The organism is Thiolinea disciformis DSM 14473, from assembly GCF_000371925.1.
Classification (GTDB): Bacteria; Pseudomonadota; Gammaproteobacteria; order Thiotrichales; family Thiotrichaceae; genus Thiolinea; species Thiolinea disciformis.
The window spans coordinates 34,363-49,389 of the sequence record NZ_AQVE01000011.1; the positions used below are offsets into that span (position 1 = coordinate 34,363).

General features: G+C 47.0%; 13 protein-coding genes. 10 read left to right on the forward strand and 3 right to left on the reverse strand.

Annotation, left to right across the window (positions count from 1 at the left end; all coding sequences use genetic code 11):
* Positions 1-22: 22 nt before the first annotated feature.
* Together recG and A3IE_RS0110120 are read right to left on the reverse strand one after the other, a co-directional pair.
* Positions 23-2,134, reverse strand: a complete 2,112-nt coding sequence (recG, locus tag A3IE_RS0110115; protein WP_020395503.1) for an ATP-dependent DNA helicase RecG — start codon at positions 2,132-2,134, stop codon at positions 23-25.
* 65 nt (positions 2,135-2,199) lie between these two features.
* Positions 2,200-3,237, reverse strand: coding sequence for an agmatine deiminase family protein (locus A3IE_RS0110120; protein ID WP_020395504.1), 1,038 nt, complete (start codon positions 3,235-3,237; stop codon positions 2,200-2,202).
* 289 nt (positions 3,238-3,526) lie between these two features.
* Between A3IE_RS0110120 and A3IE_RS0110125 the strand changes: the two genes are divergently transcribed.
* From A3IE_RS0110125 to A3IE_RS0110140, 4 genes are all read left to right on the forward strand, one after another.
* Positions 3,527-5,278 (forward strand): tail fiber domain-containing protein, encoded by a 1,752-nt coding sequence (locus A3IE_RS0110125; protein ID WP_026154875.1) that lies wholly within the window; start codon positions 3,527-3,529, stop codon positions 5,276-5,278.
* Between the two features lie 114 nt (positions 5,279-5,392).
* Complete coding sequence (locus A3IE_RS0110130) at positions 5,393-5,584, forward strand: Trm112 family protein (RefSeq protein WP_026154876.1); 192 nt, start codon at positions 5,393-5,395, stop codon at positions 5,582-5,584.
* On the forward strand, positions 5,581-6,339 hold the full coding sequence (kdsB, locus tag A3IE_RS0110135; RefSeq protein ID WP_020395508.1) for a 3-deoxy-manno-octulosonate cytidylyltransferase: 759 nt from the start codon (positions 5,581-5,583) through the stop codon (positions 6,337-6,339). The genes A3IE_RS0110130 and kdsB overlap by 4 nt, the downstream gene beginning before the upstream one ends.
* An 89-nt stretch (positions 6,340-6,428) precedes the next feature.
* Complete coding sequence (locus A3IE_RS0110140) at positions 6,429-7,730, forward strand: SEL1-like repeat protein (RefSeq protein ID WP_083900616.1); 1,302 nt, start codon at positions 6,429-6,431, stop codon at positions 7,728-7,730.
* On the opposite strand, the gene A3IE_RS0110145 is transcribed toward A3IE_RS0110140, so the two are convergent.
* On the reverse strand, positions 7,727-8,038 hold the full coding sequence (locus tag A3IE_RS0110145; protein ID WP_026154877.1) for a BolA family protein: 312 nt from the start codon (positions 8,036-8,038) through the stop codon (positions 7,727-7,729). The genes A3IE_RS0110140 and A3IE_RS0110145 overlap by 4 nt on opposite strands.
* A 103-nt stretch (positions 8,039-8,141) precedes the next feature.
* Between A3IE_RS0110145 and A3IE_RS0110150 the strand changes: the two genes are divergently transcribed.
* The 6 genes from A3IE_RS0110150 to A3IE_RS0110175 are packed head-to-tail and all read left to right on the forward strand — an operon-like array spanning position 8,142 to position 15,025.
* Positions 8,142-9,113, forward strand: coding sequence for an AAA family ATPase (locus A3IE_RS0110150; RefSeq protein ID WP_020395511.1), 972 nt, complete (start codon positions 8,142-8,144; stop codon positions 9,111-9,113).
* Positions 9,114-10,034 carry a DUF58 domain-containing protein gene (locus tag A3IE_RS0110155; RefSeq protein ID WP_020395512.1) on the forward strand — a complete coding sequence of 307 codons (921 nt, stop codon included), beginning with the start codon at positions 9,114-9,116 and terminating at the stop codon, positions 10,032-10,034.
* Complete coding sequence (locus A3IE_RS20390) at positions 10,031-10,540, forward strand: DUF4381 domain-containing protein (RefSeq protein ID WP_020395513.1); 510 nt, start codon at positions 10,031-10,033, stop codon at positions 10,538-10,540. The genes A3IE_RS0110155 and A3IE_RS20390 overlap by 4 nt, the downstream gene beginning before the upstream one ends.
* Positions 10,540-11,526 carry a vWA domain-containing protein gene (locus tag A3IE_RS0110165; protein WP_020395514.1) on the forward strand — a complete coding sequence of 329 codons (987 nt, stop codon included), beginning with the start codon at positions 10,540-10,542 and terminating at the stop codon, positions 11,524-11,526. Before A3IE_RS20390 ends, A3IE_RS0110165 begins: the two co-directional genes overlap by 1 nt.
* A complete protein-coding gene (locus A3IE_RS0110170; RefSeq protein ID WP_020395515.1) occupies positions 11,523-13,283 on the forward strand; it encodes a VWA domain-containing protein in 1,761 nt (586 codons plus the stop codon). Before A3IE_RS0110165 ends, A3IE_RS0110170 begins: the two co-directional genes overlap by 4 nt.
* Positions 13,277-15,025: a BatD family protein gene (locus tag A3IE_RS0110175; protein ID WP_020395516.1), complete on the forward strand. Its 1,749-nt coding sequence runs from the start codon at positions 13,277-13,279 to the stop codon at positions 15,023-15,025. The genes A3IE_RS0110170 and A3IE_RS0110175 overlap by 7 nt, the downstream gene beginning before the upstream one ends.
* Positions 15,026-15,027: the final 2 nt, after the last annotated feature.

The window sequence follows — 15,027 nt, forward strand, 5'->3', positions numbered from 1 at the left end:
CTTAGTCTCAAGGAGCAGCCACTTAGCTTTGAAAGAAGCGGGTGGCTGTATCACCGTTCGGTTGCTGTAACCAGCGCCGAGTGAGAGCAGGGATGCGATCGGGGTGGCGCTCTACTAGGTATTGCGCCGCCTTTTGTACTTCAGGTAATAGATGTTGATCGCGTAGTAAATCTGCAATACGCATCTTGACCTCGCCCGTTTGGCGTGTGCCTAATACTTCTCCTGGGCCGCGTAATTCCAAGTCAATATTCGATAATTCAAAACCATCAGTGCTATGGCGTAATGCATCCAAACGTTTTTTGGCCGTTTTGCCGAGTGGGGCTTGATAGAGCAGCACGCAGCTACTAGCGGTATTGCCACGACCCACCCGCCCACGTAATTGGTGTAATTGCGAAAGGCCCAAACGTTCCGCATTTTCAATAACCATCAACGAGGCATTGGGTACATCGACCCCCACTTCAATGACGGTAGTCGCGACCAACAGTTGTAATTCATTGGCTTTAAACGCCTGCATAATGCGTTCTTTCTCGCTACTATGTAAGCGCCCATGCACAAGACCGATATTGACCTTCGGGAGGCGTTCGCGTAGCAAAACCGCTGTATCTTCGGCTGCTTGGCATTGCAACACCTCAGATTCATCAATCAAGGTACAGACCCAATAAATTTGGCGGCCTTCTTGGCAAGCTTGAGCAATGCGCTCAATGATTTCATCGCGCCGATTATTGCTGATGGCAACGGTCGTGATGGGCGTGCGCCCTGGAGGTAATTCGTCAATGACCGAATAATCCATATCACCATAAGCAGTCATCGCTAAGGTGCGTGGAATCGGTGTCGCGGTCATCACTAATTGATGGGGATAAAACTCACCTTGGCGGCCTTTTTCACGCAATGCTAGTCGTTGGTGCACACCAAAACGATGTTGCTCATCAATAATCACTAAACCCAGTTGCAAGAACTCTACTGTGCGTTGGAATAAGGCATGCGTTCCGACTGCAATATGACCAATGCCCAGTAGCAAATTTTCGACTTGGCGACGGCGTTGTTTCGGCGTTTGTGTCCCCGAAATATACACTACATCCAAACCTAGCGGCTCAAGCCACTGGCTTAGATTGCGATAATGCTGCTCTGCTAAGAGTTCGGTGGGTGCCATTAAAGCGACTTGATAGCCGTTTGCAATGGCATGTAAGGCAGTTGCTACGGCTACCAGTGTTTTGCCTGAGCCGACATCGCCTTGCACCAAACGATTCATGGGATGCCCTTGGCGCAGGTCGGCTTCAATTTCTTGAATAACGCGCTGTTGTGCCGCCGTGGGTTTAAAGGGGAGTAGTTTGAGTAATTGTTTAAATAAGTGATTATCTGCCTGCATCAAGGGTGCTTGCACTTTGCGTAAATCACTTCGTGCTTGCTGCACACCTAATTGATGTGCTAATAGCTCTTCGAAAATGAGACGTTTTTGTACAGGATGTTGGCCATCCAATAATTGGCGACTGGCTTTTTCAGTCGGTGGCTTATGCAATAAGTTGAGGCAAGCTTGCAGTGGCAGAAAGTTCTGCTGTTGAATCACAAAATCAGGCAGCAATTCGGGAATATTAGTACTTTGGGCGAGGCTTAAGGCGTGTTGAATCATGCGGCGTAAGCTGGCTTGATGCAAACCTTCAGTGGTCGGGTAAGTGGGTGTCAGGGTGTTTTCAAGTTCAGGATGCTGACCGGTTTGAATGAGGCGGTACTCGGGGTGCACCATTTCTAGTTTAAAACCAGCTTGGCGTACTTCACCAAAACAACGTAACCACAAACCTTCACTCAGACTATTACGCATGCCTTGATTGAAATGAAAAAAGCGTAAGGTTAGGTTGGCACCACTGCCATCATTGAGATGGCATAACAACATGCGCCGTGCACGTACCACGACTTCCGTTGCTTCAATTTCGCCTTCTACCATAACTTCTTGCCCTGCTCGCAGGCTTGCCAATGGATAAATACGGGTGCGATCTTGATAGCGCAGGGGCAGGTGAAATAAGAGATCGGACACCTGCAAAATCCCAAGGCGGGCTAATTTGCTCGCTTGTGTTTCGCCCACCCCTGACAAACTTGTCACTGCTTGGTCAAGCAGATGCGATGCGGCGGGGGCTGTCATGAAAAAACTGGAACTATTACGATCATTATTCCTTGCTAATAGCGAGCTGGCGTGATTTTGTCAAGTTATCTAGCAATTTCTTGCGGTAGCTGCATGGTCGCACAGTGAAGACTGCCACTTTGTTGAATCAGTGCCCGACAATCAATGGGTATTATTTGATGCTGCGGAAAGGCTTTTCCTATTTGCTCAATGGCAATCGTATCCGTGCGTTCGTCTGCATAAATGGGTAGTAAGACCCTGCCATTGACAATCAAGAAGTTCACATAGCTAGCAGGTAAACGTCGCCCATCCTCTGCGTAAATCGCGTGCGGCAGCGGAATCGCAAACAGTTTATACGGCTTACCATTTACCTGACGCAGTGCTTTAATTTCCTGCTCCATCGCACTTAAAGCAACAAAGTGGCTGTCATTCGCATCGTCGCAAGTTAAATAAACAATCGTTTGCGGGTCAGCAAAACGCGCGAGGGTATCAATATGTGCATCGGTGTCGTCGCCTTCTAAATGCCCATTTTTAAGCCATAAAATCCGCTCTAAGCCAAGGCTTTCTGTTAAACGCTGTTCAATTTGCGTTTTGGACAAATGTGGATTGCGATTAGGGTTTAATAGGCAAGTTTCTGTGGTTAATAAAGTGCCTTGACCATCGGTTTCTAAACTGCCACCTTCGAGCACGAGGTTTATACTTTTTAAATGACAGTGGTTAAGTGGGGGTTGTTTGACTAAGTGCTGATTCACCGCATTATCGCGGCTCGCATCAAATTTGCCGCCCCACGCATTAAAAATAAAATCCAGTAAAACAATACGTTGTTGGTCAAGAATACTAATCGGGCCAAAATCGCGCGCCCATGTATCATCATAAGCCAGTTGGCGTAAATACAGATTCGCAAGCTTGCAATCAGTCTTTTCTAGCAGATTAATAATATGCAGTTGATGATCGTCATCATGGCACAGCAATAAAACCACTTCCTGCTGGCTAATCGCACTCACAATCTGCGTATAGCAAATTTCTGCTGCTTCCAGATTATCTGCCCAGTCACTAGCGGGATGCGGCCACGCGAGTAATACCCCCCATTGGGGATGCCATTCTGGCAAAAACGTTTTAGTCACTTTGCGATCTCGTGGTTTGGAATAGGGGTATTATAAAAGGAGATGGATTTGATGGGTAGTCATGGTTTTGATTAATAATTATACAAAAAAGATAGGGTTTTTATATTATATTTATTGGAATGATTTTGGTTTTATTGATGACCCTCATCGGTTAATACCTCAAGGCATCGGTTTACCGTGCGGCTATTTTTTCAATAAACGCATTCTACGGTTTTTGATAAGAATTCTTAATTGTTTTATTCGTGGGGACGTATGGCTTTTTGTTTAATTTTTTAGGAGCTCATAAGTGATGAAAACTTTAAACTCTCTCATGTTTACTAGCCTTTTTGCTATTTCTGCTATGAGCTATGCCGGAACTTATAACCCCACCAGTAGTGACCCCACCACAACTAATACTGCAGGCGGTGACTATACCTTACCTGCTACTGTAGGGTTCGGTAACACGGCATTTGGTTACTATGTTTTACCATTTACAACGGGCATGCATAATACGGGTATGGGTGACTATGCACTGTCTAACAATACATCGGGCTCTCAGAACACCGCTGTTGGTGGTGAAACCCTATCCTCTAATACGACGGGTTCAAATAATGCTGCTTTTGGTGCCTCAGCCTTATATTTCAACACCGACACCAGTTCAAATACAGCCATTGGAAACTATGCCTTGTTTTATCTGAAAGGGAGTAACAATACCGGCCTTGGTAGCCAGGCTTTAAGTGGGCAGCATGGACTGTCGACCGGTTCTAACAATGTAGCGCTAGGGTTTCAAGCGAACTTTAAGAATACCACGGGCACAGGGAATGTCAGTAGTGGGTATCGGTCACTATATTCCAACACGACCGGCGACTACAACACCGCTCAGGGGTATAATGCGTTGTATGGCAACACGACGGGTTTGGAGAACACCGCAGTTGGTAGTAACGCCCTAGTATCTAATAAGACGGGTTCAAATAATGCTGCTTTTGGTACAGGAGCCTTATTTTTTAACCCCGATACCAGTTCAAATACAGCCATTGGCAGCTCTGCCTTGTATTATCTGACAGGGGGGAGCAACAATACCGGCCTTGGTCGCGAGGCTTTAAAAGGGGGGGGGCAGGGACTGTCGAGCGGCTCGAACAATGTAGCGCTAGGGTATCAAGCGAACTTTAAGAATACCACGGGCACAGGGAATGTCAGTAGTGGGTATCGGTCACTATATTCCAACACGACAGGGAGCTACAACACCGCTCAAGGTTATCAAGCATTGTATTACAACACAACTGGAGTAGGTAACGCGGTATTGGGCTTGTATGCGGGTCTAAAAAACACGAGCGGCAGTTATAACAGTGTACTAGGTTACAATGCGTTGCCCAACAAAACCACGGGGAGTTACAACGTAGCGCTTGGCATGAATGCGGGTAGTCCCTTGACCAGTGGCAATTATAATGTGTACCTCGCGAATAATGCGGGTGCAGCGACCGAAAGCAACACCATGCGCTTAGGTCAGCCGAATAATAGCACGGGGCAAGCCCGTACTTTTATAGCCGGTATTCGGGGCGTGACGGTGGCGGGTGGGATTCCGGTTTACATTGATGCGAATGGTCAATTAGGCACGGTCAATTCCTCCGAGCGCTTCAAAACGGACATCCACGATATGGGCGAAGCAAGTCGCAAACTCTATGACTTACGCCCTGTCACCTATCTTTACAAAGATATACCCCAAAACGAAGCACAACAGCGTGAGTATGGCTTGATCGCCGAAGAAGTGGCGAAGGTTTATCCCGACCTCATTGCTTATGATACCGAAGGCAACATTCAGACCGTGCAGTATCAGAAACTGGTACCTATGTTACTGAATGAAGTGCAGCACTTACATCAACAGAATGCGCAAGAAATGGCTAAGAATGACTCGCAAGAGCAACAGCTCTCTGAGTTAAAACAACTGGTTGTGCAAGTTCAGGCACAAAACCAAGCCTTGCAACAGCAGTTATCGGCCTTACAAAAGCCATTGCCGGTTGCTAATAATGCTACTGTCACAGGGCCCCTAGCCAAAATGGAATAAGGGTTGTGCTAAAAAGTTAATTGTTTCTAGGTGCTAATTTATTGCAGAATGACTGACTTACGGAGGCAGTTACTGTTTGTAATGCCTTGTTCACTACTGCAAATTAAGTACCTCATGGACAAAAAACTACTCGATATTTTGGTTTGCCCTGTAACCAAGGGTAAGTTGATTTATGATAAAGACAAGCAGGAATTAGTGTCTAAATCAGCACGCTTGGCTTATCCAATTAAAAACGGTACACCCGTGATGTTAGAGCAAGAAGCGCGTGCCTTGACGCAAGAAGAAGTGGATGGGCTGGGTTCATGAAACCCGTATTAGTCATTCCCGTTCGCTATGCTTCAACACGTTTGCCTGCGAAAGCCTTGCGTTTATTGCAGGGAAAACCTTTGGTACAGCATGTGCACGAGCGTGCTTTAAGAGCAGAAGGATTTGCTGAGGTGATTGTGGCGACCGATGATGCGCGAATTCGAGAAGTTTGCGAGGGATTTGGTGCGCAGGTCGTTATGACCGCGACGACCCATGAATCGGGTAGTGATCGCTTGGCGGAGGTCGTGCAATGGGCGGGCTGGGCCGATGAGCAAATTGTGGTGAATTTGCAAGGTGATGAGCCTTTAACGCCGGTCGCTAATTTGCGCCAATTGGCGCGTAATATGGAGCTTCATCCTGAGGCCGCTATAGCCACCTTGGCCACTCCCTTACAACATGAAAGCGAATTAAATGATCCTAATATTGTAAAAGTGGTGTGTGATGCAAAAGGCATGGCCTTGTATTTTAGCCGTGCTGCCATTCCTTATCAGCGTGATGCCACCAAAGCAGGCAGTCAAGCCGTAGCCGATTATGCTTTGCGTCATGTGGGGATGTATGCCTACCGTGCAAAATTTCTTAAAGCTTTTGCACATTTAGCTCCTGCCCCTTTGGAGCAATTAGAGAAGCTTGAGCAATTGCGTGCTTTATATTACGGCTATCGGATTCATGTGGAACTAGCGCATGAAATACCCGGGCCTGGCGTCGATACGGAAGCCGATTTGCAGCAAGTAGAGCGCTTAATGCAATTAGCCTAACGTGCTTTTTGGCTAAGTGGTAGAGGGTATTCAGTAACAGTTTAGCCAGCACGCCGTATAAGCGAAGTAAAAAGTTCGGGGCTAAAATAATGATAATAACACGCAACCAGCTAGGTTTATCCGTAAAGACTTTATTACTCATAAGCGGTTTGATGGCATTCTCAGACCTAGTCGAGGCTAAAACCATGGATGAACAGCCACCCCCTTGGGCGGCTCGTTCTGATTTGCCAACTACGCCTAAGGTAGTGCCAGCTAGCACGAAGGCGACGCAAGCACCTCAAGCCGCTTCCAGTATTGAGACTTGGTATAAAAACCGTCAAGGCCGTAGCACTAGCAAAAGTGATTCGGTGGAAAGTTTGCAAGATCGCGCTGAACAGGGTGATCGCGAGGCTGCTTATGCGTTAGCTTTATTGCTACGAAGCCAAGCAAAACCTAATCCTACCCAATCAATTCAATGGCAAGAAAAAGCCGCTAAAGCCGGTTTACCGGAAGCACAGTATGGGTTGGGGGTGTTATATGCAAATGGCGAATATGTCAAAGCCGATGCGAGTAAAGCCACCTACTGGTTTGAGCAAGCCGCTCAAGGCGGCCATGAAATGGCGAAATTGGCTTTGGGCAATACTAGCCAGCAAGCTACACAGGAATCAGCACCCGTTGAAACAGCAGATGTCAATGCTGAACCAGCTCAGGCTGTGACAGAAGATCTGGCGACAGATGAACAGCCTGAAGCAGACAATTATACCTTTAATGCCGATGCGGATACCGATACCGAAGCAGTTACTCAGCCAACTCCAGTACCAGTCGCCGCTAAACCAACACCTAAACCTGCTCCAGCGGTGCAAGCAACAATAGCGCCGCAGCCCGTGGAGTCTGCACCCGAAGCTGCATTGCAAAACGATGAGGCGTGGGTGGATGAGGTAGCAACGCAGCCACAAGTCGAACAAAACACCTCCGAAGTGGAGTTGGGCAGCCAAACACCGGAGCAAATCCAAGTGGCCGCGGAGCGTGGTGATCGTTATGCGCAATTAATGCTAGGCGCATTGTATGAAGATAGTTCACAAGGTCGCCAAGCCGATATGCAGCAAGCCGCTTTTTGGTATGAACAAGCCGCGAAGCAAAATTACCCCAAGGCGCAGCATAATTTAGCTTTATTATATGAAGATGGACGTGGCGTGGCGCAAGACTATAAAAAGGCTGTGTATTGGTATCAAAAAGCGGCTAAAGCAGGATTTTCTGAGGCCCAAAATAATTTGGCCGTGCTGTATATTATGGGGAATGGTGTGACCAAAGATCGTAACATGGCGGAAAAGTTATTGCGCTCGGCGGTAGCCCAAGATAATGAAAATGCCAAGCGCAATTTGTCGATGCTATTGCAACAAAGCCCTAGTTAGGCTTTAGAACCACCTTTACAAGCGGGTGAGTCTGGTACCTTGCCCGCACGCGCCTTGTATTCTTCTGGCGTCAAGGTGTGTAAAGCCAGCGCGTGAATACTCGGTAGTTCGGTGCTCAAGGCTTGGTTGACAATACGATGCCGCTCAATCAGGCGTTTGCCCTCAAACTGTTCACTCACTACCGTAACCTTAAAATGGGATTCGCGCCCTGGTGGGCCGTGGTGCATATGACTCTCATTGATGACTTCTAACACGCTTGGATTAAAGCTAGCCGTTAATTGGCGCTCAATCTGGTTTTGCATATTCATTGCTTAAGTTCCCGATTTCTTTTGCTGAAAACGCTCAGGTTGCTTGAAACTATGCGAATACTGAGTATATTCGGCACATCATTTCGTCGTTAAGCACATGAGCATGAATCAAAAACAACATTTTGACAAATTGTCGCGTTTTTTAGAGCGCAAAATCGTCGGTCAAAAAATGCTAATCAATCGCTTATTAATTGCATTGTTGGCGGATGGGCATCTTTTAGTAGAAGGTGCGCCCGGTTTGGCAAAAACCCGTGCGATCCAGATGTTAGGCAAAGGCATTGAAGGTGATTTCCATCGTGTGCAATTTACACCCGATTTATTACCTGCTGATATTACTGGAACCGAAGTATTTCATCCGAATGATGGCAGTTTTCACTTCCAAAAAGGCCCTTTATTCCATAATTTGATTCTGGCGGATGAAATCAATCGCGCTCCCGCCAAAGTTCAATCAGCTTTATTAGAAGCAATGGCAGAACGTCAAATTACCGTGGCAGGAACCACGTGGAAATTGCCGGATCCATTTTTGGTGATGGCAACGCAAAACCCCATTGAGCAGGAAGGTACTTATCACCTACCCGAGGCTCAACTTGATCGCTTCCTAATGCATGTCGTGGTGGATTATCCTACGGCTGAGGAAGAGCGTTTGATTCTGCTGTTGGGTCGCAAAGAAGCCATGCTGGATGTACAGCGTGACAAAGAAGTAGAAGAACCGGCGGTGACCGTAGATATCATTCGTGCCGCGCGGCGTGAAGTGCTCGAAGTCTATATGGCTGAAAATGTCGAGCAATATTTGCTTCAGTTAGTGTTAGCTACCCGCAATCCAGAGCGTTATGGCAAAAACCTGAATGGCCTGATTGCATATGGTGCTAGTCCGCGTGCGACTTTAGCCTTAGATCGTTGTGCGCGTGCTCATGCTTGGTTAGTAGGTCGCGATTTTGTAAGCCCTGAAGATGTTCAAGCGATTACCCATGATGTGTTGCGCCATCGTATTTTGCTAAGCTTTGAAGCCGAGGCGGATGGTGTGAAAACGAATGATCTGATTAATAAACTTTTATCCTTGGTGGCAGTACCCTAAATGCGTTCGGGAGATGGGCTAGTTTATAGCTCGCTACAATCATTAATAAAATTACAAAATCAAGTCAGTACCTTACAGTTAGCGAAGCGTAAGGCTTTGGCACGGCACTTAGGGCAACATCATTCGGTATTCAAAGGCCGTGGTATGGACTTCGCTGAGTCGCGCCCTTATCAGGCCGGTGACGATATTCGTACTATTGATTGGCGGGTTACGGCACGTAGTGGTCGCGTTCACACTAAAGTTTTTCAGGAAGAGCGCGAAAAGCCGGTTTTATTATGGATTGATATGCGTACCCCGATGTATTTCGCGACACGTGGGCGTTTCAAAAGTGTTGTCGCAGCAGAGGTGGCGAGTTTATTGTTGTGGAAAACCTTGGAGGAAGGCGACCGCGCGGGTGGGATTTTGCAGCGCCCTGACCAAGCGCTAGAATTTAAACCCATGCGTAGTCGGCAGTCGGTATTAGGTTTTTTACGCGCGATTGCTGATGCAAGCCAAGCCCAATTGGCAAGTTTAAACTATCATGATAGTGGTTATTTAAAAGATAATTGGATGCGCTTACGTCGCGTGGTGGAGTCAGGCTCGCAAGTTTATATTATCAGTGATTTTCGCCAAGCCAATACCGCTGCTTTACAACAATTAATCATGATACATCGCTTGGCGACGGTTACCCTCATTGCCATTAATGATCCTTTGGAAGAGCATTTGCCCGAGCAAGGACAATTGCGTATGACTGATGAAAAGCGTAGTTTATGGGTCAATTTAAAACAAAAATTATGGCGCGAACAATATCACGAGCGCTATCAAACCCATCGCCTCACTTTACAAAATTTAGCACGTCAACATCGTATGCCTTTAGTGTTTCTTTCAACGCGTGACAGCAGCACCGAACGGCTGCGCAAATTGAGTCGAGGCGCGCAATGAACGAGGAGTTGCGTGATATCCGTTTGCCGCCGGATATCGCATGGTGGCCGCCTGCTGTGGGTTGGTGGGTGTTAATGATAGTGGCGCTATTGACTTTGGTTGGCGTATTTTATTATTTATCGCGTGCACGTGCGCCAGTGCGTCGGGTACAAGGCACTTTGCCGTCAGCCGTAGCGGAATTGGATCGTATTGAACATGCTTATCGCCACGATCCGCGTGCTTTAGTCTGTGAATTGTCAGTGTTATTGCGCCGTGTTGCCATTAGTCTTTATGGGCGTCAGGCAGTTGCGGGTTTAACCGGTGATCATTGGTTGCAAGTATTAGATCGCCAACAACCTAGTCCTGTTTTTACTAAAAAATTTCGTCAAGCGCTGACAGAGTTACCGTATCAACCCAGCGGGGAAACAGATACCAAAGCTTTGATCGAGGAAATTCGTAGTTGGTTGCAATTGCAAGCGCATTTACAAGTCCAACAGGCGAATGCTCCTACACAAGGAGCGCACTAATGTACGAATTCGTATGGTGGTGGATGTTCATTCTTGTGCCTTTACCCTTAATGGTGCGCTTCCTATGGCGTGCGGTTGAGCGGCAAACCGGCGTGGCTTTACGTGTCCCTTTTTTGCAGGATTTTTTACAAGCGGATAGTCAACAGAATAAGCGCTGGTCAAAATGGATATTAGGCTTGGGTTTGGCGGCTTGGTTGGCGTTGGTGACGGCAGCAGCACGTCCACTATGGATTGGTGAAGAAGTCAATCTACCGGTTTCAGGACGTGATTTGATGATGGTAGTGGACTTGTCTGGGTCGATGCAGGAACAGGATTTTGTTATTAATAATCAGCAGGTTGATCGTTTAACGGCATTAAAGTTTTTAGCCGATGATTTCATTAAGAAGCGTGCTGGTGATCGGATTGGTTTAGTACTCTTTGCCGATCAGGCTTATCTGCAATCACCCTTAACGTTTGATCGTACTACAGTACGTACTTTATTGGATGAGTCGGCGATTGGTTTGGCGGGTGAAAGAACAGCGATTGGTGATGCCGTGGGTTTGGCGTTTAAGCATTTATTGGATAGCCCGCAGCAAAATCGGGTGGTGATTTTGTTTACCGATGGTGCGAATACGGCGGGTACTGTGACACCGATGGAATCAACCGAGATGGCCGAAAAAGCTGGTTTAAAAATTTATACGGTGGGCATTGGTTCGGAAAATGAAAGTGTGCGCAGTATGTTCGGCTTTCAACTAATGAATCCGGGTGCGGAAATTGATGAAAAATTATTGCGCACTATGGCAAGCCGTACGGGCGGACAGTATTTTAGGGCGCGTAATACCGAAGAGTTTCAGCGCATCTATCAAGAACTCGACCGCCTAGAGCCAGTGGAAAAAGAAGCAGAAACGTGGCGTCCGCAACAAGAATTATTCCGTTGGCCGCTAGCGTTGGCGGTATTATTGGGTTTAGTGGCTTTTTTGTTACGCACTGAGGCTGAAAGCACGTGAGTCAGTTTCATTTCTTATATCCGCATTGGCTCTGGGGCTTAGTGCTTATTCCGCTAGTTTTCCTTTGGGTTTGGCTGCGCCGATCCAAACCCACGCAATGGGATAGTTTAGTCGATCCGGAGTTAATGCCGTTTGTCCTCACTGGTCAAGAACGTAAGCGCAAACTTTGGCCCTTATTAATTTTCTTAGTCTTGAGTGCTTTGGCTTTTCTGGCGATGGCAGGCCCTGCTTGGGAAAAACGCGAGGTGCCGGTATTTCGTCAACAGCAGCCTTTAGTGATTGCGCTTGATTTATCGACGTCCATGTATGCCCAAGATGTTAGTCCAAGTCGTCTGGAGTTGGCGCGCTTTAAGCTGATTGATTTATTGAAGGCGCGCAAAGATGCTCAAAATGCGCTAGTGGTATTTGCAGGCGATGCTTTTGTGGTTTCGCCCCTAACCGATGATGGGCGCACGATTGATGCGCAGATGCGGGGTCTGACTCCCGATATTATGCCCGCACAAGGTAGTCGCACGGATTTGGCAATTTTAAAATCAATCGAATTATTGCAACAAGCCAATCTGCGCCATGGGGCTATTGTATTGTTAACGGATGGCGCGTCGGATTTGAGCAGTAGTGAAGCTGCGGCTCAGCAAGCGCGTGAAGCTGGTTATGAGGTTTCTATCCTAGCGTTGGGCACGGAAGTAGGAGCACCACCTATTTTGCCAAATCGTGGTAATTTGCGCGACGCTCAAGGTAAAACTGTGATCGCGAAACTTAATGTGGCCGCACTCAAACAAATTGCCACAGTAGGTGGCGGTATATTTGCTCAGGCCACCCTGCAATCATCGGAAGTTGAACAATTGGTCGATCATTGGAATGCTAAAACGGCGGCGACTGATTTATTAAAAGACAAAGAACGCCAAATTGATACCTGGGTTAATGAAGGTTATTGGTTGATTTTAGGGATGTTACCACTCGCTTTATTAGTGTTTCGGCGTGGTTGGTTGGCAGTCTTGGTACTAGCATTTTTATTGCCACAGACCTCAACACCTGTACAAGCGGCGGGTTGGAATGATTTGTGGAAAACGCCGGATCAACAAGGCTTGGCAGCTTTTAAGGCAGGTGATGCACAACAAGCTGAGGCTTTATTTAGAGATCCTGATTGGAAAGCTGCCGCTGCTTATAAGGCGGGTAATTATGCTGAAGCGGAACAGTTGTATGCACAAAGTAAAACGATTAATGGTTTGTATAATTATGGGAATGCCTTAGCCCAGCAGAATAAAATTGATGAAGCGATCGCTGCTTATGAAAAAGTATTGGCACAAAATCCGCATCACGAAGATGCCAAATACAATTTAGAGTTGCTCAAAAAGAAAAAGCAAGAGCCACAGCAGGGTCAACAACAAGATGATCAACAAACCCAACAAAATCAGCAGCAAAGCCAAGAACAAAATAACCAGAATAATCAAGGTCAACAAGATCAGGCTAATCAGCAGCAAAACCAACAGCAAGAACAGCAAGCTCAGCCACCTAAACAAGAGCAAGAGCAGGCTAAACAGCCTGAGCCACAACAAAGTGAGTCAGAACAGCAAAAGGCTGAGCAACAACCGACTGAATCCGAGTCAGAAGATAATAAGGAGTCACAGGAACAGCAGCAGGCAGCCGAACAATGGTTGCGACGTATTCCTGATGATCCAGCAGGATTGTGGCGGCGTAAATTTCAATATCAATATCAACAGCGTGGCGCAAAATCACAAGGAGAGGAAGCGTGGTAATACGTCGACTACTCTTAATCAGCTGGCTTATCCTGTTAAGCTTTTTTGGTGTGGTGCAAGCCGATATTACTGTGAAGGCGGATCGCGAGCAGATTGCGGTCGGGGACAACTTTACCTTAACGTTTTCTTCTGATCGGCAAGTCGATGGTGCGCCTGATTTTTCGCCATTGCATCAATATTTTGAAATTTTAGGTACAGGGCAAAGTAGTAATTTTCAATCCCTAAATGGGCGAGTGAATCGCTTTTTTAGCTGGGAGATTGAGCTTATTGCTACCAAAGAAGGCAAGATTGAAATTCCGGCGCTTAACTTTGGTTCTGAACAAAGTCCTCCGCTAACTCTCACTATTTTAAAAGAGCCACCGGCGAGTGCGAACGCTACTAAGGATAGTGTATTCATTGAAATTACCACTGAGCCTGAGCAGCCTTATGTACAGCAGCAAGTACTGGTGCGCCAGCGTCTTTATCATGCGGTGCAATTGTCTAGTGGTCAGGCCAGCCTGAGTCACGTTACTTGGGGCAATGGGCAGGGTGATATTCGCCAGTTGGGTGATGCCAAATATACCTCAGAAGTACGTAATGGTGTGCGCTATCAAGTAATCGAGCGGCGCTATGCAGCGTTCCCCCGTAGCAGCGGCACAGCCAGTTTAGCGCCCACTGTATTTGAAGGAGTGATCGATGAAGATCCTGATCCTAATGATATTTTTGGTATGTCCGGTAAATTGGTACGCCGCGTTTCTAAACCAGTAAGTTTTCAAGTTTTGCCTCAACCTAGCCAGATAAAAGGGGATTGGCTACCCGCCAAAAGTGTCACGCTGAATGCCTATTGGGAACCCACTAAAACCACCATTAAGGCTGGTGAGCCAGTGATTCTTACATTGGCTATTATGGCGGACGGTTTGATGGCTGAACAATTGCCTGCCTTGAAAATTCAAACGCCAGCGGGTCTAAAAGCGTATAGCGATAAACCAAGCTTTGAAAATAAAGGTAATACTGGTAGTGTCGTTGGGGTGCGCCAAGAAAAATGGACAGTGGTCGGTACGGCAGATGGTAATGTTGTGTGGCCGGAAATTAGCTTAAATTGGTGGAGTACTGAGAAAAATCGACCTGAGGTGGCACGCTTGCCTGCTAGAACCTTAAAAATTTCTGGCGCAGGTGTGGCAGTAGAACAATTGCCAGCGCCTGCAAAGACTGGCACATCTGTACCAGAGGAATCCAGCACTGACGCGGCACTGCCAGCTGAAACACCTAAAACAGTAGCCGAGTTAGCAGCTCCCGTTTTAAAGACAGGGCGTTTATATTGGCCGCAGTTAGTGGCTTTGAGTTTAGGTTTGCTTGGATTTGGCGTGGTCTTATTTACATTAAAGCGTGCTTGGCAGCATCAAGATGTTTCCGATGACATCAGTTTCCAAAAGTTAGGTGTAAAGTCCCGCTCTAATACATGGGCTGTGCTACAACATGCTTGTCAACGTAATGATGCACCGGTGGCTTTGGATGCTTTGCAAAGCTGGTTGAAAGAGGCATCAGGTTTAAATCCGCCCACCTTAGCCAATTTGCGCATGAGTGCGCCCACTGTCTTGCAGAAAGAATTAGATAGCTTAAATGCTGCTCTTTATGCTCCAAAACAAGCAGTGAGTTGGCAAGGACAAGGGCTTTACCAAGCTTTGTATAATTTTAGGCAGACGCTTGTGGCTCAAGATGTGCGTGAGTCCGAATCTGAATTAGCTGCCATGTATCCGGAGTAAGG